At 49.3% G+C, this 22961-nt stretch carries 19 protein-coding genes; 13 read left to right on the top strand and 6 right to left on the bottom strand.

Annotated features, from left to right (window positions below):
- Window positions 1-7 precede the first annotated feature (7 nt).
- The 4 genes from LTAR_RS13550 to LTAR_RS13535 form a co-directional block, all read right to left on the bottom strand.
- Window positions 8-820, bottom strand: a complete 813-nt coding sequence (locus tag LTAR_RS13550) for a motility protein A (protein WP_062422802.1) — start codon at window positions 818-820, stop codon at window positions 8-10.
- Between the two features lies 1 nt (window position 821).
- Window positions 822-1031 carry a flagellar FlbD family protein gene (locus LTAR_RS13545; protein ID WP_062422801.1) on the bottom strand — a complete coding sequence of 70 codons (210 nt, stop codon included), beginning with the start codon at window positions 1029-1031 and terminating at the stop codon, window positions 822-824.
- Between the two features lie 109 nt (window positions 1032-1140).
- Window positions 1141-3216, bottom strand: coding sequence for a GAF domain-containing sensor histidine kinase (locus LTAR_RS13540; protein WP_062422800.1), 2076 nt, complete (start codon window positions 3214-3216; stop codon window positions 1141-1143).
- A gap of 39 nt (window positions 3217-3255) precedes the next feature.
- Complete coding sequence (locus LTAR_RS13535) at window positions 3256-4044, bottom strand: response regulator transcription factor (RefSeq protein WP_062422799.1); 789 nt, start codon at window positions 4042-4044, stop codon at window positions 3256-3258.
- Window positions 4045-4114: 70 nt separating this feature from the next.
- Here LTAR_RS13535 and LTAR_RS13530 point away from each other — a divergent pair, with 70 nt between their 5' ends.
- Window positions 4115-5209: a WD40 repeat domain-containing protein gene (locus LTAR_RS13530; RefSeq protein WP_062422798.1), complete on the top strand. Its 1095-nt coding sequence runs from the start codon at window positions 4115-4117 to the stop codon at window positions 5207-5209.
- Between the two features lie 35 nt (window positions 5210-5244).
- Window positions 5245-5988: a hypothetical protein gene (locus LTAR_RS13525; RefSeq protein ID WP_062422797.1), complete on the top strand. Its 744-nt coding sequence runs from the start codon at window positions 5245-5247 to the stop codon at window positions 5986-5988.
- Between the two features lie 70 nt (window positions 5989-6058).
- On the opposite strand, the gene adhE is transcribed toward LTAR_RS13525, so the two are convergent.
- Window positions 6059-8707 (bottom strand): bifunctional acetaldehyde-CoA/alcohol dehydrogenase, encoded by a 2649-nt coding sequence (adhE, locus tag LTAR_RS13520; protein ID WP_081419990.1) that lies wholly within the window; start codon window positions 8705-8707, stop codon window positions 6059-6061.
- A gap of 334 nt (window positions 8708-9041) precedes the next feature.
- Here adhE and LTAR_RS13510 point away from each other — a divergent pair, with 334 nt between their 5' ends.
- The 11 genes from LTAR_RS13510 (at window position 9042) to LTAR_RS13460 (ending at window position 22070) form a co-directional block, all read left to right on the top strand.
- Entirely contained in the window at window positions 9042-9797 is a 756-nt protein-coding gene (locus tag LTAR_RS13510) for a GntR family transcriptional regulator (protein WP_062422795.1), read from the top strand.
- A gap of 88 nt (window positions 9798-9885) precedes the next feature.
- Window positions 9886-11019 carry an ABC transporter permease gene (locus tag LTAR_RS13505; RefSeq protein ID WP_139044564.1) on the top strand — a complete coding sequence of 378 codons (1134 nt, stop codon included), beginning with the start codon at window positions 9886-9888 and terminating at the stop codon, window positions 11017-11019.
- Window positions 11016-11948 carry an ABC transporter permease gene (locus tag LTAR_RS13500; RefSeq protein WP_062422794.1) on the top strand — a complete coding sequence of 311 codons (933 nt, stop codon included), beginning with the start codon at window positions 11016-11018 and terminating at the stop codon, window positions 11946-11948. The genes LTAR_RS13505 and LTAR_RS13500 overlap by 4 nt, the downstream gene beginning before the upstream one ends.
- A 30-nt stretch (window positions 11949-11978) precedes the next feature.
- Window positions 11979-13082: a BMP family lipoprotein gene (locus tag LTAR_RS13495; protein ID WP_201775999.1), complete on the top strand. Its 1104-nt coding sequence runs from the start codon at window positions 11979-11981 to the stop codon at window positions 13080-13082.
- Between the two features lie 89 nt (window positions 13083-13171).
- Window positions 13172-14734 carry an ABC transporter ATP-binding protein gene (locus LTAR_RS13490; RefSeq protein ID WP_062422792.1) on the top strand — a complete coding sequence of 521 codons (1563 nt, stop codon included), beginning with the start codon at window positions 13172-13174 and terminating at the stop codon, window positions 14732-14734.
- A 26-nt stretch (window positions 14735-14760) separates the two neighbouring features.
- Window positions 14761-15642 carry an FAD binding domain-containing protein gene (locus tag LTAR_RS13485; RefSeq protein WP_062422791.1) on the top strand — a complete coding sequence of 294 codons (882 nt, stop codon included), beginning with the start codon at window positions 14761-14763 and terminating at the stop codon, window positions 15640-15642.
- On the top strand, window positions 15639-16121 hold the full coding sequence (locus LTAR_RS13480; RefSeq protein ID WP_062422790.1) for a (2Fe-2S)-binding protein: 483 nt from the start codon (window positions 15639-15641) through the stop codon (window positions 16119-16121). The genes LTAR_RS13485 and LTAR_RS13480 overlap by 4 nt, the downstream gene beginning before the upstream one ends.
- A complete protein-coding gene (locus LTAR_RS13475; RefSeq protein ID WP_062422789.1) occupies window positions 16114-18474 on the top strand; it encodes a xanthine dehydrogenase family protein molybdopterin-binding subunit in 2361 nt (786 codons plus the stop codon). The genes LTAR_RS13480 and LTAR_RS13475 overlap by 8 nt, the downstream gene beginning before the upstream one ends.
- A 32-nt stretch (window positions 18475-18506) precedes the next feature.
- Window positions 18507-19364, top strand: coding sequence for a formate/nitrite transporter family protein (locus LTAR_RS13470; RefSeq protein ID WP_062422788.1), 858 nt, complete (start codon window positions 18507-18509; stop codon window positions 19362-19364).
- Window positions 19365-19422: 58 nt separating this feature from the next.
- On the top strand, window positions 19423-21666 hold the full coding sequence (gene recQ / locus LTAR_RS13465; protein WP_081419988.1) for a DNA helicase RecQ: 2244 nt from the start codon (window positions 19423-19425) through the stop codon (window positions 21664-21666).
- Window positions 21666-22070, top strand: coding sequence for a VOC family protein (locus LTAR_RS13460; protein WP_062422787.1), 405 nt, complete (start codon window positions 21666-21668; stop codon window positions 22068-22070). Before recQ ends, LTAR_RS13460 begins: the two co-directional genes overlap by 1 nt.
- On the opposite strand, the gene LTAR_RS13455 is transcribed toward LTAR_RS13460, so the two are convergent.
- Complete coding sequence (locus LTAR_RS13455; RefSeq protein ID WP_062422786.1) at window positions 22067-22960, bottom strand: DMT family transporter; 894 nt, start codon at window positions 22958-22960, stop codon at window positions 22067-22069. The two genes, LTAR_RS13460 and LTAR_RS13455, sit on opposite strands and share 4 nt — an antisense overlap.
- Window position 22961 lies beyond the last annotated feature (1 nt).

Genomic DNA, 22961 nt, shown 5'->3' with positions numbered 1-22961 from the left:
CGTCTCCTTAAGCTCCCTGCCGTGCTCCGGCCTGGGCGCCGGCGCCGCCTTTAGCCTCAACGCCGCTTCGTTCTGAAGGCGGAATAAAGGCACTCAATTTCTCTTTGATAATGCGGGGGTTTTCACCAGCCTGCAGGGCAAGAACCCCTTCTAATAACATTTTTCTATAAGCCACTTCTTCACGGCTGCGTAACGCCAGCTTACCGCCAATGGGAATCCAGATCAGGTTGGCGGAAAGCAAGCCCCACAGGGTAGCCAGAAAAGCAGCCGCAATGGATTTGGCCAGTTTGCCCGGATCATCCAATTGTTTCAACACTGAAATAAGGCCCATAACCGTACCGATAATACCGAAGGTCGGGCTGAAACCACCGGCTGTATTGAAGAAATTGATCCCCAGTTCATGGCGTTCTTCCATGTTTTTGATCTCAAGTTCCAGAATCGCACGAACCTGAGCTGGATCAGTTCCATCTACAACCAGCATAATTCCCTGCCGAAGAAATGGATCAGGGATTTTTTTACTTTCTTCTTCCAATGCCAAAAGGCCTTCGCGTCTGGCTTTATCGGCCATAATCGCCAGCGTATTAATAATGGCTGGCAGGTCTACTTTTTTGGTGAAAAATGCTTTCTGAATGAATTTCGGGATTCTTAATACACCTTCAAATGGCATGGTACCAATTGTGGCCACCATGGAACCAACCAGGGTAAGCAAAATTGCCGATGGATGTGCCAGAAGTTCAACGGGAGATCCGCCATCCAGAATCATGACGATGATAACAATAACCAGGCTGAGGCCGATCCCCATTACTGTAGCAAGATCCATATTATTCTCCTCGTACCAATTCTTTTGCCGTGTTATGGACCAATTTTTGGTATTCGATGATCAGATGAACCACTTCTTCTGGCCGATCTTTCACGACAAATTTCGTCCCGTTAGTTAACGAAATTACAGTGTCCGGGGTTCCTTCCACCGTCACGATCAAATCGGCATTCAGGTAATATTTCGTTCCGTTAAGTCGAGTAAGTGCAATCATTCTCATTAAATCCAAAATTGAACCAAGTTTTCGCCTGGTTCTTTTGTACCATCCTTCCCATCACGTTTTGATAAAACCCCTGTAAAAGCAGGATAAACGAAACGTAAAATCAATACGCCGGAAGAATTATGGTGAATGTAGTTCCTACACCAACCTGACTGTCAACGAGAATATTGCCACCGTGCTGCTTTATTACCCTGTGGCAGATCGAAAGTCCCAACCCGGTACCCTTACCGACTTCCTTGGTGGTGTAAAAAGGTTCAAAAATTCGTTTAAGTTTTTCGGGCTCAATACCATGCCCGTTGTCGTTGATGATGACACGAATTTCATTTCCGTTCTGCTGGGTCACTATACGAATTTTTCCCTGAATGCCCACCATGGCATCCATGGCGTTGATCAAGATATTCACCCATACACCAGAAAGATTCTCTGGAGATGCCATAATCATTGAGAGGTTATTTCCCGGCTCAAAGGTGAATTCAATGGATCGTTCCAAAAATTCATGCCGCAGCATATCAAGAGCAGATTGAATGGACTGGTTGATATCCGTCGGCTTGACCTCAGACTGCTCTTTGCGGGCGAAATTTAACAAATTACGCACAACCTGCAATGCCCGAGTGCCTGCACGGGAAATCAGGTCCACAGCTTCGGCATCATCACTATCTTTGGGGAGGGAACGTTCCAGAAGCTGGGCATTGGCCAATACAACCGTCAGGGGATTATTAATTTCATGAGCGATGCCCGCAGCCAGTTGCCCTACAGCCGCCATCTTCTCTGACTGAATCAAGATGGCACCCATCATGTTCTTTTCCGTGACGTCGCGCTCGAAAATAATCACCTGGGGAACTTCGTCTTCTTCTTCCAGGATGGGATAGGCTGTGATATCCCATTCAAGCGGATGATCGCTGCCATCCCATACACGTTCGGTGCGGTTGGTAATGATATGGTTGTAAAAAGTCTCAGCCACCAGGCAATTTGTGCAGGGCTCTGAGCGTTTATATAAGGCTTCGTAACATAAATGATTGATGATCTGACGGGGTTCTGCATTCACGCGGTTAGCCCGTGCCATGTTTACAGCTACCAGACGGTATTTTCGATCAATAATATACAGTGAATCAGGCAGGTTATCAAAGAGGCTTCTGAGTGTATTTCTGGAACGGACCAGTTCCCAGCGGCTGGCTTCCAGATGGGCATTCATGACCTTTAATTGTTCGGTCATCTGGATATTCCGGAGCAGATGAGCAATCGATTCGCCCAGCTTTTCCAACAAATCCAGGTCACCACGCGTAAATCCACCTTCACGGTGATTGATCAATTCCACCACTCCACTAACTTGATCTGACGATGTGAGAGGAACCAATGCTAATGAGGTGGCATCAATTCCGGGAATCGAGTCAATCTCGGGATCAAACCGGGTATCAAGCACCGGTTGATTGATAATGAACGGTTTATGTTCCTGCATGCAGGCGCCCAGCAGTCCTTTGCCGGGTTTAATGCTGACCTGATAGATCCAGTCATCTCCATCGGCCAGTGATTTCTTGATCAGCAGGGAATCTGAATTCTCACTGATCAGGGCAATGGATGCCGCCTGACAATCAAAAATATCGCGTAAATTACGTACGAGACGGGTTTCCAATTCTTCGCCAGCTGTCATGCTGTTCAACCCGGCAAATATCTGGCTGATCAGGTCCATTCCTTTACGGTATTGCACCATACCAAGCTGGTTGTAATACGTAGAAATCCGTTGGCCGAGTAAAAAGCTGGCCGCTTCAAGGAAATCTTTTTCCTCTTTGATAAAACTACGCAGGTTGATCAGCATCAAACCCTGGCTGCCATCGGCCGATATTAAGGGAAAAATGATGAGTTTTCCGGCCGAATCGGAAACAATTTCACCACCCGGAGTTTCGGATGCTTTTTTCAACAGGGTGTTTAAGAAACTCTCGGTGGAGTGCATCTGGTTTTCCCAGTGCTTGGTGTTACCAACCCCTACAGTAATGAGCGGATCACCCTTGTTCCATTCAGGAGCCAGAATCAATCCACTGGTTAATTGCAGTTTATCCAGAACAAAAGAAAGCCCGGAATGCAAAGCCGGCTTTAATTGCTCCTGGCCTGCCAGTAATCCGGCGAGAGCTTCAACAGACTCTTCCCATGATCGGTCTTTTTCCGGTCTCTGTACAGTTGTCATAAAAATGACTCGGTGTTTCTTCTTTGTCTACAGAGAATATTATTCTTCGTCAGCACGGATGGTATATCCATAACCGGCAACCGTCTGGATGAATTGCGGATCATGCGGGTCCGGTTCAATTCTCTCTCTGAGGTTTTTAATATGTACTCGAACGAGATCTGGACTGCCGGCATCTGACGGGTAATCCCAGACTTCATCCAGTAGACGACTTGGTGAAAATATCTCGCCGGGATGACTCATAAGATGATAAAGCAGATCAAATTGAACAGGCGTCAATCGAACTTTGCCGCGCGAATGTGTTTTCAATTCATAGCTTTTCACATTCAATACATAATCACGAATAGCAATTTGATGTTTTCCGCCTGCTTCTCTGGTTTCCATATCGTCTTGAGAAACTGGAACAACACGAGAGCTGGTTTCTATGGTCGGATCCCCTTCCAACCGGGGATGTGATTTTGACCGGCGCATAATGGCCCGAATCCGAAGAATCAATTCATCAATATTGAATGGTTTCGTCAGATAATCATCTGCACCGGCCAGGAATCCGGCGATGCGGTCTTCATCTTTGGCTTTGGCTGTGAGGAAAAGGATCGGGATGTTGGCCAGTAGCGGATCTGCCCGAACTTCACGGCATACGGCATAACCATCCATCCCCGGCATGATCACATCGAGAATGATCAGGTCTGTTGCCTGCCGGCGGGCTACTTTTAATCCTTCCACGCCGCTGTTGGCAATGGTCACGCGGAATTCATGGCCGCGCAGACTGCGTTCTACAGTTCGCGCTACAATCTCATCATCCTCAACAACCAGGATGTTGACGGTGCTCATACTTACCTCCGCGGAACAATAAGATTATATAATGGTTTGGTGCATTTTTCATACCAGGAGAAGCTGAATTATGAAGAATAAATGGATTGCCTGTCTGATTATCATGTTTTCTGCAGCATGTTCTGTGCCATCAGGTCAGATAACTGCCAATCCACCCGATACCATCACTCCCACTGATGTATCCGCAAGTACACCCGCTTCCACCATAGCGATTTCACCATCTCCGATTCCAATATCCACTCCCACTCCTGCCAATATCAAGGTTCCCAAATCTGCAGCATCAAATTTTCAGATCCAGGCAAAATCAGCCATTGAAAACGCCAATCGCCTGGTCTGGCTGGCTGGTTCCCAAACACTGGCGGCCGTCACATTGAACAGTCTCACTTTATTGAACGGGCATGATCTTTCCATTATTAAGCAATACAAAGTGCCGGATAATACCAGCCTTCTTGATTTTGATCCCATCAGTCAATACATGGCATTAACGGAAGACAGGATGTCGTTGAAAATTATGGATTGGGATGGAAAAACACTACAGACTTTCCATCCTTCGGGCGGATTTGGTTCTGCCACCTTTGCACCGGGGGGACAGACCATCTGGCTGTCTTCCATGGAAGAGTTCAAGGCTGTCTCATATGATGTCAAAACAGGGAAGAAATCGGGGGAATGCGGTGGGTTTGAAACTGCTGCTCCAGTCTACGCCGCCTTTCCGTCTCCTTCAGGCAAATGGCTGGTCTGGACAGCCCGGGCGACCATCCAGCTCAACCATCTGCCTGACTGTACTTTTGCCGCACATATTGGTCACGAAGATTTCATCATGTCTCATACTTTCTCATCTGATGAAACAATCCTGGCTACTTCGACCGGCGGTACATTAAATGGTGAGTTCCAGCCGTTGATTTTTTTATATGATGCCGCCACTGGTGAAAAGAGATCAATCATTCCTCTAAAAGATTCACCTGCCATGGGACTGGCTTTTTCTCCGGATGGAACGCTTTTAGCTTCAGCAGGCAGCGGATTATTTCTCTGGGATGCATCCACAGGAAAACAGGTAGCTGAACTGGCTCCGACGGATCAACGGTTTACGAGCGTCGCATTTTCTGTTGACGGTACTCTCCTGGCGGCATCCAGTGAAACTGAAGTCGCGGTATTTAAAGTAAAGTAATACTCATCAATCTTTTTAAGGGAATGGATAACTCGATGAGCAAAATAGATGATTACCGCAATACATTGAAAAATATATCCAATCCGGCAGAAATTCATTTCTTCCTGCTTGAAAATTCCAATCTCCCCGGTCCCCGTGGAAATCTGGAATTGGCGTATGCCGCCGCTGCGGAGGTCTCTGCTGATCTGTTGACCGATTGGACCTATTTGAATGCCGAAGATGCACCTGTGAATACCGCCCTTGAATACCTGTCATTTTGCGGCGTTCTCGGTCAAGGCCGATTATTTAATGAAGGCGATTCACAGGCTCTGGAAAGAATAGTATATGCGGCCAGCGATCCCCGTTGGCGGACTCGTGAAGCTGCCGCCACGGCTCTGCAACTTATAGGGAAACATGATATTCAAAGATTAGTAGAAATCCTTCCTCGTCTGGCTGGAGGAAATCCGTACGAACAACGGTGTGCCGTGGCTGCCATTTGCGAACCGGTATTACTCCAGGAACCGGCTGTCAAACGGTTTGCCCTTCAATTATTGGATCAGATCACCCGGTCTTTCTCAGGGTATTCCAACAGAAAAGATGAAGGATTCATCGCTCTAAAGAAAGGACTGGCTTACGGGTGGAGTGTGGCCGCAGCAGCCGATCTTCGTTATGGCAGGGATCTGATGGAGAAATGGCTCTTATCAACGGATAAAGACGTCAGATGGGTAATGCAGGAAAACTTAAAAAAGAACCGTCTCATTCGATTGGATGAGGCATGGGTAAACCGTTGGAAAAAATAAGTACAAAAGAATTAACGAGAGAAGGGCAGCCCATGATGAGCTACCCTTCTTGTTTTGGAAGAGGTGAGGATTAACTTCCGTAATACGCTTTCAGATACAGTTCGCGAATCTCACTGATCAATGGGTACCTTGGATTCGTACCCGTGCATTGGTCATCAAATGCCTGCTCAGATAATTGATCCAATTGAGCCAGGAATTCCTTTTCAGGAACACCATATTCCTTGATAGTCTTTGGAATATCCAGCCGGGCTTTCATATCCTCTAGTGCAGCTATCAAATGCTCGATCTTTTCTTCATCGGTATTACCTCTCAATCCGAGGTATTCGCTGATGCGCACATACCGGGGTACTGCACCAGGATACCGATATTGCGGAAAAGCTGCCTGTTTGGTGGGGTTATCCGTGGCATTGAAACGAATCACATGCGAGATCAGTAATGCATTGGCAATACCGTGTGGAATATGAAAGGCAGCACCCAATTTGTGGGCCATGGAATGGTTCAATCCCAGAAAAGCGTTGGCGAACGCCATGCCGGCCATGGTGGAAGCATTTAACACTTTCTCGCGGGCACGCAGATCTTTGTCACCATTTTCATAGGCCCGCAGCAGATATTTGAACATCACCCGCAATGATTCCAGCGCAAGTCCGGTGGAATAATCGGTGGCTGCCACAGACACTATGGCTTCCAGAGCATGAGTAACGGCATCAATACCTGAGGAAGCAGCCAACCCTTTTGGCATCCCCATGGTTAATTCGGCATCCACAATCGCCATATCGGGTGTAAGGGCATAATCGGCAATCGGGTATTTCATGCCGGTTCGGTCATCTGTGATCACCGCAAAAGGTGTCACTTCAGAGCCAGTACCTGAGGTGGTGGGGATGGCCACAAACAGGGCTTTCTGGCCGATTTTCGGGAAGGAATAAATACGTTTCCGAATATCCATAAACCGCAGAGCCAGTCCTTCAAATTCCACATCCGGATTTTCATACAGGAGCCAGATGATCTTGGCGGCATCCATAGGAGAACCGCCACCCAGGGCAATAATGACATCAGGTTTGAACGCATTGATCAGATTCACGCCCTGGCGGATGGTTTGCAGGGTTGGATCTGGTTTAACCTGATGAAAGACTTCGCACTCAATTCCGAGCGGCTCCAGCACAGAGGTGACTTTTTCGGCAAATCCGAGGTTGAACAACGCCGAATCGGTCACGATGAAAGCCCGTTTCTTGCCGGCCAGTTCCTGCAAAGCAACCGGCAGACAGCCCATCTTGAGGTAGATTTTCGGAGGTACCCGGAACCAAAGCATGTTATCCCGTCTTTCTGCAATTGTTTTAATGTTCATCAGATGTTTGACGCCTACGTTTTCACTGACAGAGTTGCCTCCCCAGCTTCCACACCCCAGAGTGAGTGACGGTTCAAGCCGGAAGTTGTAGATATCACCGATGGCACCCTGGGAAGAGGGCATGTTGGAAAGCACCCGCCCGGTCTTAACCTGGCTGGCGAATTTGTTCAAGCGGTCATGGTTCAACTTGTCGGTGTAAAGTACCGACGTGTGACCGATGCCGCCCAATTCCACCAGATGTTGAGCCATTCGTATACCTTCATCGAAATCCTTGCATTGGATCAAACCAAGCAATGGTGATAGTTTTTCATGGGCAAATGGCTCATCCTCTCGAATTTCGGTCATCTCACCAATCAACATCTTGGTTTCTGCTGGAACATCCAATCCGGCCATCGCGGCAATTTTGACTGCCGGCTGGCCGACAATCTGCGGATTTACCGAGCAGCTCTTGGGTTCCAACAGAATCTGGCAGAGCTTTTCCTTTTCTTCGGGAGACAGGATATAAGCATCCCGGCGCTTGAATTCATCTACCACTTCAGCATAAACATCTTTGTGAACAATCACGGTCTGTTCAGACGCGCATACCACACCGTTGTCAAACGTCTTGCTCATCACAATGGAATTGACAGCCATACGAACATCCGCTGTCTCGTCAATCAGAGCCGGGGTATTACCGGCACCCACGCCAATGGCTGGTACACCGGAGGAATAAGCCGCTTTAACCATGCCGGGACCACCCGTAGCCAGAATCAGGTTAATCCCCTTGTGAGACATCAGGTGACTGGTCAGCTCTAATTTCGGTGTTTCAATCCATCCGATGATCCCCTCCGGGGCACCCGCCCGCACAGCCGCCTCGAGGACGATCCGGGCGGCATGTGCGGTGCACAGTTTGGCTCGCGGGTGAGGAGAAAAGATGATGGCATTGCGTGTTTTCAGGGCAATTAATGCCTTGAAGATGGTAGTGGAGGTTGGATTGGTTGTTGGAATGATGCCGCAGATCACTCCAACCGGTTCTGCTACCTTCTGGATCCCAAAAGTAGGGTCATATTCGATCACCCCGCAGGTCTGGGTGTTCCGGTATTTGTTATAGATATATTCCGCTGCAAAATGGTTCTTGATGACTTTGTCTTCCACAATCCCCATTCCGGTTTCTTCCACAGCTTCCTTTGCCAGCTGGATGCGTTCTTCATTGGCGGCTATGGATGCCGCCCGGAAAATGGCATCAACCTTTTCCTGTGAGAACGTACTGAAAATCCGCTGGGCCTCCTGTACCTTCAAGATCAAAGCATCCAATTCTTCGATCGTAGTAGCACCGCTATGATTTTCAATAATTTCGCTATGGCCTGCTGATTTACTGGAACTTTTTCCCGCTGTCATGATGATCCTCCTTTGGAAAACTAGACAACTGTTTTGGACAGGAACCTCGTTTTTTATTTCACATATTGCAATTTATTTCATTTGTGAAATTTATCACATATTACCGGAAAAGACGATCCCATCCATCATAAAAAAGGGTGATATTGCCTCGACATATCTATTGATATTGGATATATTGTGTCTATATTGGGATATTTATGAAAATACAGAAAAGTACCCAAAGAGGTACCTTATTCGTTTTTCACAATGACAAATGACATATATAATTAATTTGTTAAATCTTCTATCATAGTTGTCAGAAGTCTGGCTTCAGATGTTTTACATCGGAGGTAGCATGACTACCAGCATGAGGCCGCTCAAGGCCGTTAAGGTCTCTCTCCCCAATCAAACATCCCAATATATTCGAGAGCTCATCGAAAACGGTGAATACCAACCCGGGCAGCAACTTCCTCCCGAGGGCGATTTCGCCCGCCAGCTTGGCATCTCACGCCCCACCCTGCGCGAAGCCCTTCACAGTCTGGAATTGGAAGGTGTCATCATATGCAAACATGGGGTAGGAACTTTCATTTCACCAACCTACGGGAAACGTCTGGAAAGCGGATTGGAAGTACTGGAGAGCATTGAACGAATAGCCAGCCGTATCGGGTTAAAGACAAGCATGGGGGAAGCCAACATCGAAGAACGTCCATCCACCTGGTCTGAAATGGATGAACTGGGCGTGGATACGCCCATCCAGATCCTCTCGGCAAGCCGGGCAATCCTTGTTGATGATAAACCTGTAGCGTATTTGAAAGATGTTCTGCCGGTAGAGTATCTCTGCATGGAAGATTTGAAAACATCCTTCCATGGCTCTGTACTTGATCTACTCCTGAAACTCGGCAAACCGCCTCTGGCCTATTCCCTGACTAAACTGGCAGCTGTGACAGCCGATCCAACACTGGCGGTATTGCTGGGTATTCCGCCTCATACTCCCTTGATGCGCCTGGAAGCCCGCTTATTCTCTCAGGGGAACCAGGTGGTAGATTATTCAATCAGTCATTTTGTTCCCGGATATTTTGACTTTCATGTCGTACGCCGGATAGGAAATTAGGCGTATGAATTGGCGGAATAATGTGAATTGGTTTTCCTTGCATTATCCCGTGTATCTGAGTTCGTACCCAATATCCTGGAGGTGACCATTGCCTTCTAATGACGCTGCTCCAAAAGGCAGGGCAGCCAGAAGCTCTTCCATTGACTGGCGCACGGTGGTAGTCAATATTGCCATTCCATTGGCTGGTATGTTAATTGCCCTGACAATTGGCGCGATATTGCTGGTTTTTCTTAACGTCAATCCATTTGATGCGTATGCTGTTTTAATGGGCGGCGCATTTGGAAGCTGGACAGGGTTAGCACAGGCACTGGTAAAAGCCACTCCCCTGTTGCTGGTTGGTCTGGGTATTTGCATCGCCTTTCGCGCCAGTGTGATCAACATTGGCGGTGAGGGTCAAATCATTGCAGGCGCTCTGATGGCTGCCTGGTGGCCGCTGCAATTTCGGAGCTGGCCGGGCTGGCTTTTGATCTCCACTACGCTGATCATGGGATTTCTGGCTGGCAGCATATGGGGGTTCATTCCCGGCCTGTTAAAAGCCAGGTTGAAAGTGAACGAAATCCTCAGCACTGTGATGATGAATTCAATCGCGGCGCAACTGATGAACCTGCTCATCCGGGGACCTTTGATTGACCCGGCCGGAGTGGCCGCGGGGACGTACCTGGCGCAATCTGAACGCCTGCCGGCCAATGCCTGGCTTCCAAGATTAGTGCCGCAAACCCTGTTGAATGCCGGGGCGATTGTGGCAGTCATTCTGGCCGTTGTTGTTTATATCTTTCTCTGGCGCACTACCATCGGTTACCGGATCCGGGCTGTCGGTCTTAATCCAGATGCTTCACGGTATGCCGGTATCAATGTCCCCTTTTATCAGGCGCTTTCCCTCACTCTGGCAGGCGGTTTTGCCGGTCTGGCCGGTGTAGTGGAAGTGTTGGGTGTGCAGCACCGTCTGCTGGAGGGAATCACCGGCGGATACGGATTCACCGGCATTGTGGCTGCCCTGTTCGGAGGCTTGCATCCTCTGGGCGCCATACCGGCTTCCATATTATTTGGCGGTCTGCTGGTAGGTGCCGATAAAATGCAGCGGGCTGTCCAGGTGCCTTCATCTTTGATCACAGCCATTCTAGGCCTGGTCGTTCTATTTGTCGTCGGTTCTTCCATCTGGTCCAAACGGTGGGCTGCCCGCCGAAAAATCGAAGCCGTCAAAGAATCGGAGGCAGCCGGATGAACCAGGTATTTACATTAGGTGCCATCGTTGGGATCTTGACCTCCGCCATTCGTCTGGCGACACCGTATCTGTATGCTGGAATCGGGGAAGCTTTTGCCCAATCTTCGGGTGTGGTCAATCTGGGCGTTGACGGTATTATGCTGATCAGTGCTTTTTCTGCTTTCTATGTTGTGTTGAATACCGGTAATTTATGGCTCGGACTGTTGACAGCCATTCTGGTCGGCCTGGTAATGGGATTGCTGATGTCATTGATCAGTGTGACTCTGAAAGCGGAACAGGGAATCAGCGGCATCGGTCTGCACATGTTTGGGCTGGGACTCTCCAGTCTGTTGTTCAATGTTCTGGTTGGAACCGTTAAAACCATTACTGGGTTCCCTTCCATCAAAATACCGTTGCTGGGAGATATTCCCATAGTAGGAGAAATATTCTTCAACCACAGCATTCTGGTCTATGGTGCTTTTCTCCTTGTTCCGGTCGCCTGGTGGATACTGGATAAAACAAGCTGGGGATTGCGTATTAAATCCGTTGGACAAAACCCCGCCGCAGCCGATTCTCTGGGTGTCAGCGTGGATCGCACCCGCTACATCAGCGTGTGCATCGGCGCAATGCTGGCCGGTGTGGCTGGTGCGTCCCTTTCTATATCTTTGCTGGACCTGTTCCAGGATAATCTGACCGCCGGAATGGGATTCATTGCCGTTGCTCTGGTCTACTTCGGTGGATGGAAACCATTGGGGATTATGGGAGGGGCTTTACTCTTCAGCACCGTTAACGCCTTCCAGCTCTGGATGCAGGTTCTGGGCGTTAATATCCCCTCTGATGTGGCAGTCATGCTGCCCTACCTTTTGACAATCGCGGCACTGGCTGTGACGGTAAATCGGGCCCGTCAGCCCGCCGCATTGAACAAGCCTTTTGAAAGAGGCGAGAGTTAACCCTACTCAGGCAATTCACTTAAGGAGGAAATGATGAGTATCAAACGTATGTTTTTCGTCGGATTATTAATCTGCATGCTGGCCGCCGCCTGTGCACCCGCACCTGCCCCGGCTCCTGCTGCCCCGGCTGAAAAGCCTGCCGCAGCCGAACCAACCAAAGCACCAGAACCAGCCAAACCGACAGAACCCGCTGCCGCCGCTCCGGCTGAAAAACCGGCCGCCGAAGCCAAAACAATCAAAATCGCTGTGATTATGCCGAGTGCCACTACCGATCTAGCCTTCAGCCAGTCTATGTATTCCGCTTTGAAAGCCATCCAGACCGAAATGGGCGGCGAAAAGGCTATGGAATTGAAATACACCGAGAATATGTTCAATGTGCCCGATGCCGCTGCTGCCATCCGCGATTATGCGTCACAGGGATTTGATATCGTGATCGCCCACGGTTCACAATACGGTGCATCGGTTCAGGAAATTGCTCCTGACTTCCCGGATACCACATTTGCCTGGGGAACCGATGTCAACACCTTCGGCCTCAAGAACGTATACGCCTACACGGCCGCCGCTGAGGAAGGTGGTTATATCAACGGTGTCATGGCTGCCATGCTGACCAAGAGCAAGAAAATCGGCGTGACCGGCCCCATCGAAGTTGGCGATGCCAAGACCTATATTGATGGTTTCAGCCAGGGTGTTGCCTCTGTTGATCCTAAAATCGAAATCTCCAAAACCTGGACCGGTTCCTTCTCGGATGTCGCCTTGATGACTGAAGCGGCAAAAACTCATATTGCTGCCGGCGCTGATGCTTTGACCGGTTCATCACAATCGGTAGTCGGTTCCATTGGTGCAGCCAAGGAAAAAGGTGGTGTCCTCTGGTTTGGCACCCAGGCTGATCAGGCTTCTCTGGCTCCTGAACTTGTGGTTGCCAGCCAGGTCTATGATTGGACTGGTATGTTGAAAGAGATCATCGCCAAACGTGCAGAAGGCAAACTTGGCGGAGATAAATACGTTCTCCAGTTGAAGAATGATGGTTTGAAGATTGCCTTCAACCCTGATTACAAACTGCCCGATGATGTTAAAGCTGCCGCCCAGAAGGCTATCGACGGCATCAAAGACGGCTCAATCAAGGTAGAACCGTAAGGTTTCTTGATCGTTATGTCTCCCTCCCCCATTGGTCTCGGGGGAGGGAGCAGGTTTTTATCAATCATAAATTCATCTTCGAGGTAGATATGCCAGTTGAAACGAAAGCGCAAAGTAAGCACAGGTTGGAACATGTTGAAATGCGCCAGATCGTCAAACGATTTCCCGGAGTTCTGGCAAATTCAAAAGTGGATTTTGATGTCAGAGCCGGAGAAGTCCATGCTCTGCTGGGGGAAAATGGCGCCGGGAAAAGTACCCTGATGCGCCAGCTCTACGGCCTGTACAAACCCGACGAAGGTGAAATTATTATTGACGGAAACCCCGTGGTGTTTCACTCACCAGCCGATGCCATCAGGGCGGGCATTGGCATGATCCACCAGCATTTCATGCTGGTCCCCACATTGACAGTGGCGGAGAACGTAATCCTGGGTTTGACATCAAAACATGAGCCGATATTAGATCTTGATACTGTATCGCAGAAAATTCTGGAACTTTCCCGTTCTTATGGGTTAAAAGTAGATCCGGCGGCTTTTGTCTGGCAGCTCTCGGTAGGCGAACAGCAGCGTGTGGAGATCATCAAAGCGCTTTACCGTGGAGCCAGCCTGATCATTCTAGACGAACCGACTGCCGTTCTTACTCCTCAAGAAGTAACCGATCTTTTCGCCACGCTTAAGCACATGGTCAAAGAAGGTCACGCGCTGGTCTTTATTTCCCATAAACTGCACGAAGTGATGGAGATCAGCGACCGGGTGACGGTTTTACGCGATGGCCAGGTGATCGGCACACGTCCGGCAAAAGAAATGACTCGCAACGATCTGGTCAAAATGATGGTGGGACGCGAAATGAAACAGATTGCTCCGCAGCCTATCCGGTCAGGACCGGTGCGGCTGAAAATCGAAAACCTGCACACCATGGGTGATCGCGGAACAGAAATGCTCCGCGGCATCAACCTGGATATTCACGGCGGTGAAATCGTCGGCCTGGCTGGAGTATCCGGCAACGGCCAGCGTGAACTGGCGGAGTGCCTCTCCGGGCTGCGCAAAGTGACTGCCGGCCGGATTGAACTTGATCAAATGGATATCACGTCGCTTCCGTTGAAAAATCGGGTCGAATCTGGTCTTTCATACATTCCCGAAGAACGCATGCGAGATGGCGCCATTCGTGAATTTTCTGTTCAGGAAAATCTATTCCTGCAAGACCACGCTTCGCCGCAATTCACCCGGGGGATATTCCTGGATTTTCCACGCATGGAAGCGTTTGCTTCCAAAATGATCAGGGAATTTACCGTAAAAACGCCGAGTCTGGATACTCCGGTGAAGAATCTTTCCGGCGGGAATATCCAGAAACTTATCATGGCACGCGAACTTGCCCGGCATCCCAAGGTATTGATTGCCGCCCAGCCGACCCGCGGAGTGGACATCGGAGCCACGGAATATATCCATGAACGGCTGTTGATGCAGCGTGACGCCGGAACAGCCATTCTTTTGATTTCAGAAGATCTCGATGAAATCCGCACGTTATCTGACCGGATTGCTATCATCTACGAAGGAAATATCATCGGTATCGTTGATCGGAATGAAGCCACCGTTGAACAGATTGGTTTGATGATGGCCGGTATTTCCATGGAAGAGGCTGTACATCATTCAGCCTGATCAAATTTAACTTTGACGGAGTCCGAATGGAACGATTTGGATATGTCAGGGCAGCCACCATTTCAGAAGCCCTAACCTTTCTGAACCAGCCTGGTTATAAGAATCGTCCCCTTGCCGGGAGCACCGATCTTGTTTTACTTCTACGAAGAAACCCGGACCTCTGCGACCGGGTGGTAGACATCTCCTTGATACCTGAGATGCACACGATTGAAAAGACAGGAAACGATGTGATTATCGGTGCATCAGCTTCCTTTTCAGAAATTATTTCCAATCCAATTATTAGGGAGACAGGTCCCATACTGGTTGAAGCCTGCAAGACGGTGGGGGCTACCCAGATCCGCAATATGGGAACCATCGGTGGAAATGTAGCCAATGCAGCGGCCTGCGCCGATTCACTTCCAGCGCTGGTCTGCCTCGATGCTATGGCCCGTGTTCTAACCCCTTCAGAAGAGTTCAATTGGACGGTTAGTGAGCTGGTCATCAGTCCGAATAAAACACGCATACCGGCCGGTGGGCTGCTGGTGTCCCTGCGGTATACCATACCTCCATCCGGTACACGCGGTGTATTTCTTAAACTGGGCCGCCGCAATGCCATGGCCATCAGCCGGTTGACTGTGGCAGCCCTGGGGCGGTTGGATGAAAACGGCCGGATTGCCGATGCCCGCTTTGTCACCGGGTCGGCCGCGCCGCAAATCTGCCGATTCAAAGATGTGGAAACCAGCCTGCTGGGACAGGTCCCCACACCAGCATTAATGCTGGCAGCCGGAAAACTTGCGACAGAAGAGATGATCAGACTATCGGGATACCGCTGGTCATCAGAATATAAAGTTCCCGCCCTGGCCGCAATGACATCGCGTGCCCTGTCTCGTGTATTCCAGGTTCGCGAGCCATCAGGAGAGGTAGTATGATTTTTGATCTGATTGTCAACGAAGAGCCAATCCATACAGAAGCGCCGGCTGATATTTCTTTGTTGCATTTCCTTCGTGATCATCTTAAATTGACCGGAACCAAGGAAGGCTGCAATGTGGGAGAATGCGGAGCCTGTTCTGTGTTGCTCGATGGCAAACTGGTCAATTCGTGTCTGATTTTGGCCGCTCAGGCTAATGGACGCCGTGTGGTAACCATTGAAGGAATCCATGCTGAAGACGGCGGTCCCAATGATCTACAACAGGCGTTTATTGAATATGGAGCTGTTCAATGCGGATTTTGTATTCCTGGTATGGTGCTGGCCGGTGAGGCTCTACTGAACAGTAATATCAATCCAACCCGGGCAGAAATTCGGGAAGCCATTGCTGGCAACCTGTGCCGCTGTACCGGTTATCAGCAGATTGTAGATGCCATTCAGGCAACCGCCTTGAAACGACAGGAGAAAGGCCGCCGTGACTGACCGACAATTTATTGGCAAACCAACCAACCGGGTGGATGCGCTCGAAAAAGTGATGGGAACCGCCCGATATACGGCAGATTACTACCTGCCAGGTATGCTTATCTCGCGCTGCCTGCGCAGTAAGGTTCCCCATGCCCGGATAATCTCCATCGACACATCAGAAGCCAGGCAAATTCCAGGGGTTCATGCGGTCATCACATGTGATGATTTCATCGATCACGGTCGGTTCGGTTTTCCGATTGTGGATATGTATATGCTGGCTTATCAGCGGGTTCGTTATGTGGGAGATCCGATTGCAGCCGTAGCCGCCGAGAATGAAGAAAGCCTGCAAGCCGCTCTCAAGGCGATAAAAGTGGAATTAGAACCGCTTCCCGGTCTGTTTGACCCGCGCCAGGCTCTTTCACCGGATGCCCCGCTGGTTGGTGAGAAACCCAGGGATGCAGAAGGATATCCCCATGGGAACTTGTTGATTGATTACATTGTCCGGCAAAACGATCCGGATGCTGTTTGGAAAGAGTGCGATCTGGTGTTGGATAAAGAGTACACCACCATGCACCAGGAACATGCCTATATCGAAACAGAAGCCAGTCTGGCGGTTCCCTGGCCAAAATCCAGTGGTGTTACAGTCTATGCCTGCTGTCAGAGTCCGTTTCTGGCGAAAAATAATATCATTCAGACGGTAGGCCTGGGTTCGGAAGATGTCCGGGTCATTCAGCCGTATGTCGGCGGAGCATTCGGCGGCAAAGACGATACCATGTATCAGACCATTGCCCAGACAGCCAAACTGGCTCTGATTTCAGGCCGGCCGGTAAAAATGGTTTTTTCTCGTGAAGAGTCGATGATCTCTTCGTATAAACGCGATGCCATGATCATGCACTATAAGATCGGGGCGAAAAAAGACGGCACTTTAATGGCCTGTCAATTTCATGGGATTGTAGACAGCGGCGCCTATGCGGCCATCACTCCCTTTACTGCCTGGCGGTCTACCATACATGCCATGGGACCATACCGGTACCAGGCCTGCTCTGTGGACACAGATGTTGTTTACACAAACAACGGGTTTGCTGGAGCCTTCAGAGGCTTTGGAAACACGGAAGTGTGTTTTGCCAGCGAATTGGCGGTGGATGAAATTGCCTATCGCTTGAACATGGATCCTATTGACTTACGCCTTAAGAACTGTCTGCGTCCGGGTGATACCACATCCCACGGGCAGAAGTTGGGGGATGATGTTGCCCTGGCCGAATGTCTGCAGCAGGTCCGCAAACTATCTGACTGGGATCGCAAACGAAAAGAATTCGAGCAGGGTGACCCGGCACGAATCCATCCCGGAGAGTTGCGTAAAGGCATTGGAGTCGCTGCCGTTTTTCATGGGATGTCATTGGGTGCAGAAGGCAAAGATTCAGCCGTTGGAACTCTCCGCATTAATGATGATAATACACTCACGTTGACATCGGGTCTCACTGATTACGGGAGTGGATCACGAACCGTCTTCACCCTCATAGCGGCGGAAACCCTGGGAATTAATCCATCCCGTATTCACATGCTCCGGCCAGATACCGATACCGCCATAGACAGCGGGCCGACCGTTGCTTCACGCGCCACGGTTTTGGGCGGAAATGCCACTCAGGTCACCGCCATGCGTCTTGATGCTATTTTATTAAATGCAGCGGCTGATTTATTTCATTGTCAGATTGTCGATATTTTGCGGGACGGGGAGAATTACATCGGCCCCAATGAAGAACCAGCCAGTTTTGATAAGGTGGTTGATCATGCCCGCCAGATGGGACTGACGCTTTCTACAGAGGGACGCTGGAATGCTCCCGAAAATCACTGGTCATTTGAAAGCGGAACTGGAAAACCATACTTTGCCTATCATTTTGGCGCCCAGGTCGCTGAAGTTCTGGTAGACACCGGAACCGGAAAAGTAGAAGTCACCGGATACTGGGGAGTTCACAATACCGGAACAGTTATTTTTCCCCAGGGGATTCTCGGTCAACTTTACGGCGGCATCACCCAGGGATTGGGATACGCTCTCATGGAACGGGTGGATTTTGATAAAGGTTTTATCCAGGCGACGAATTTTGATGAATACATCATCCCCACCGCTATGGATGTTCCGGAGATTGTGGGAGCATTTGTTGAAAAGCCATTTTCTGACGGCCCGTATGGGGCAAAGAACATTGCCGAACCCAGTCTGGTACCGGCAGCACCGGCTATCATCAATGCCATCTTCCATGCCACCGGTCGGCGAATTCAAAATCTTCCGGCTAACCTTGAACGGGTTTTAATTGGGAAAGACCTGCGAAAAGAAGGATCCAACACTGCCTGCAAACTTGGTCTGCATCAGGTGTAGAATTACGCCATTCACAGGGAGGAATACAAACCATGGATTCAACTCCATCTTTTGATGCCATACCTCCAGCCGGAATGGCGGAAAAAGCGGTACAACTGGGGATAAAAAAAGCCAATTCGCCTGTATCCACATTGTCAGTTCTGGGTTTCCTTGCCGGGGCGTATATCGCCATGGGAGCCATTTTCGCCACAGCTGTGACCAGCGGAGCCAATGGTCTGCTTTCCTATGGTGTGACCAAACTGCTCTCAGGCCTGACGTTTTGTCTGGGCTTGATTCTGGTGGTGGTAGGCGGCGCTGAACTATTTACCGGGAATATGCTTATCATCATGGCCTGGGCAGACGGCAAGGTTACGCTGAAAGCTCTTCTACGGAACTGGTTAATCGTCTATCTGGCCAACTTTGCCGGATCGATCGTGATGGCCGGATTGATCTTCTACAGCGGACAGTATGCTTTCGGGCATGGTGTAATCGGAATAAACATGCTTACCATCGGTGAAACCAAAACCAGCCTGGCGTTTTTCCCCGCTGTCTACCTGGGGATTCTCTGCAATATGGCCGTATGTCTGGCCGTGTGGCTGACTTACAGCGCCCGCACGACCACCGACAAGATCATGGCGATCATTTTCCCTATCACCATGTTTGTCGCCGCAGGTTTTGAGCACAGTGTGGCCAATATGTATTTCATCCCATCTGCTTTATTTATCAAATACGGTGCGAATCAGGCCTTCTTTGATGCCATAGAAAAAACACCGGCGGATTTTCCCCACCTTACCTGGGAAAATTTCCTTATTGGCAATCTGCTACCTGTGACGATCGGCAATATCATCGGCGGAGTTGTAATGGTTGGCCTGATTTACTGGTATGCCTATCTGAGAAAGAAACCTTCATAGAACTACTATTCTATGGTAGGATACACGACGGCTGGAATTCGCTGCCATTTCTTTTGTCATGTCGAAATCACCTGAAACCATCCTTAACGACATCTTCGGATATGACCTCTTTTTGCCCCTGCAAAAAGAGGTCATTGAAAATATATTGCAGCGGAAAGACACACTGGCAATTATGCCGACCGGTGGGGGCAAGTCACTGTGTTATCAGATTCCCGCATTGCTTCTTCCCGGCCTGACAATTGTTGTCTCGCCGTTGATCGCCCTGATGAAAGATCAGATCGATCAGCTCAAACAGCTTGGCATACCAGCCGTCACATTGAACAGCTCATTGGATGCCGGTGAATATTTCCGGAACACTGAACAGATCCGCAAGGGGAAAACCCGGCTTATCTATATGGCACCGGAAACCCTTTTGACTGACAGAGTATCCGGTCTGCTGGAGACTGTCCAGGTGGACCTGCTGGTAATTGATGAAGCCCATTGTATTTCGGAATGGGGGCATGATTTCCGTCCAGAATACAGGGAACTCATCAAGGTGGGTAAAGGGCTGAAAAATGTCACCTGTCTGGCGCTCACTGCCACAGCCACACATAAGGTGCGGGCGGATATCAAGAAATCGCTGGGATTTCAAGATCACAACGAATTCATCTCCAGCTTTGATCGTAAGAATCTGATCATTGAAATTGAAAAAAAGCAGGATGCCCTGAAACAAACCATCGACCTGATCGAACAATTTCCCGGCCGGCCGGGGATCATTTATTGCTTCTCGCGAAAACAGGTGGATGAATTGACCGCCGATCTGGTCAGGCGCAGGTATTCCGCCCTACCCTATCATGCCGGTCTGGATGATGCCACCCGCCGCAAAAACCAGGAAGCTTTCATCCGCGATGATGCAAATATCATTGTGGCAACCGTGGCATTTGGGATGGGTATTAACAAACCGGATGTTCGGTATGTGCTGCATTATGATCTGCCCAAAAGCCTGGAAGGGTATTATCAGGAAATTGGCCGGGCCGGGCGAGACGGTCAGCCCTCTGTCTGCCGTTTGCTTTTCAGTTATGGTGATAAAAATAAAATCGAATATCTCATTCGCCAGAAGTCTGGTAAAGAGCAGGCTGCAGCTGAAGAACAACTGGACGCTCTGATTAAGTACATTGAAACACGCGGCTGCCGCCGCAGGCCCCTGTTGGCCTATTTTGGTGAAAGCTATTTACAAAAGTCCTGCGGCATGTGCGATTGGTGCCTGGCTTCGCAGGAGAAAATCATCGATATTACCATCCCTGCCCAGAAGTTTATGTCTTGTATCAAACGCAGTGGTGAGGTGTTCGGGGCGGCCCATATCGCAGATATTCTGATGGGAGCCCGAACAGAAAAGGTTCTCTCGCACAAACATCAGGAGCTCTCCACATTCGGGATCGGGAAAGACCGCCAGAAGAATGACTGGCTGAAGCTTTCCGATCAGTTGATTGACCTTAATCTCATTGAAAAGGTTGGTGAGTTTAATTCTCTAAAACTGACAGACTCTGCCGTGGAGATGCTGCGCACCCGCCAGACGATCACAACAGTAAAACCGCGTCCACAGCGTTCCCTTTTTGAAGAGAATCAACCGTCTGCCCGTCAAAACCCCGCGGAACCATCCAAACAGGCCGCCCGCCGCACACGCATGCCAGAAATCGATACGGAGTTGTATGATTTATTGCGCCAGCTTCGTAAGAAAATTGCAGATGAAAAGGGCATTCCCCCTTATATGATCTTTTCAGACAGAACATTGGCTGAAATGGCAGCCTATCATCCACTCAGTCTGGTGACATTGCGGATGATTCACGGTGTTGGTTCTGTAAAAAGTAAGACTTTTGGAGATAGATTTCTTACAACCATTAAGGAGTATTGCCGGAACCATAATCTTAAAGAGATCATTCCGGTAAAGAGAGAATCAGTACATCCTGCCGGAAAAAATGTGGAAAAAAGATCGAAAACCGATGAAATTGCAGAAGAATTTCTTTCAGGAGCCTCAATTGAAGATCTTGCCGCAAAGCATTCAGTTATTGCCTATACAATTATCAACCACCTTATTAAATATGTAAGCGCCGGAAATTCCATTCCCAACCCCGAGCAATTTTTGTCTTACTCCCATTCATCTCCTGCTATACGGCGAAAAGTGATGGATGCCTTTGATTCCCTTGGATCGGATTTGTTGAAGCCAGTTTTTCTTCACTTGAATGAATCCGTGGATTACAACGAGCTTCATGTCTTAAAGCTCTACTACCTTTGCAAACAAAAGAACAAAGAAGGAGGAGAATAATGGCAACTCGGATCGATTTGATTGGTATCTTTCCGGAGAATCTGGCGGAAATGGTGGCCTTTTACCGTGACGTTCTTGGATTTGAAATCGACTGGGATGGACAGGGACCTTATGCCGAATTTAAGAATGACGGTGTGCGATTTGCCATGTACGAACGCAAACAGCTGCCTACCCTCTTCGGCGGGAAAACTCCCGGTTTCACTACCGGCATCAACGGCACATTTGAACTGGCTATCGACCTGCCCACTTCGGCAGACGTTGACCGGGAATTTGCGCGGGTGATTGCTGCCGGTGGACGCGAAGTTTACGCACCTAGAGATGAACCCTGGGGAATGCGCTCATCCATGATTATGGACCCGGAAGGCAATCTGATCGAAATCGGATCGTGGAATAAAGGCGGTTAGCTGACTGCCGGTTTTCGGTTTACCAGCCAGACACCCAGAATGATTACAGCGCCGCCCAGTATAGAAGCCCAGGTAATCGGTTCTCCCAGAACAACGTATGCCACCAGCATGGTCACCAGTGGTTCGATATTAAGGAACACACCAGATTGATTGGCAGATAGATTTTGCAGGGCATCATACCAGGCGATATAAGCCAGACCCGAACCGAAAATCCCCAGAACCAGAACTGCCGCCCATCCGCTCATATTAAGCCGCAGAATATCCGCCGGTCCGGTCTTGATAAAAAAGAAAAGGCTCGAAAAAATAAAGCCAAATAGCATTACATAAAACATCATCAGCGCCGAAGGCAGCCGTTTTAACATACCCCGTGATAAAACAGAGAAAACAGCCCAGTTGATGGCGCTGATGAGTATCAAGGCATCTCCAATTGTTCCAATATGACCAATAGTTGAAAGTTGAAGGTCACCGCGGGTAACAACCAGCAATACACCAAAAAAAGCCAGCACTGTTCCGGCTATCTGCAGCCAACCCGCCTTTTCTTTTAATAGTATCCAGCCCAGAATCGCAATAAAAACAGGTGATGTTGCCACTATCCAGGCAGTTGTTGATGCTGCCGATGTCACCATGCCGGTCGATTGCAGCCACTGGTGAAAACTGATCCCAAGGAATCCCAGTCCAATCAAAGATAGGATATCTCTGCGTGTCAATGGAATCCATTGCCGGCGCAATTGAACACCAGCCGCGAGAATGATTACACCCATCCCAAAACGCAGGAAAACAACCGTGTCGGGTTGAACCTGTTGAAGGGCAACTTTAGTGGCTACAAATGTGCCACCCCACACAATAACAGCGAAAATCGCTTCAATGATGGATCGGGCTCGATTTGACATT

It is taken from the genome of Leptolinea tardivitalis, assembly GCF_001050275.1.
Taxonomy (GTDB): domain Bacteria; phylum Chloroflexota; class Anaerolineae; order Anaerolineales; family Anaerolineaceae; genus Leptolinea; species Leptolinea tardivitalis.
The sequence above is the reverse complement of the archived record's forward strand: the minus strand, read 5'-3'. Positions and strand labels throughout refer to the sequence as shown.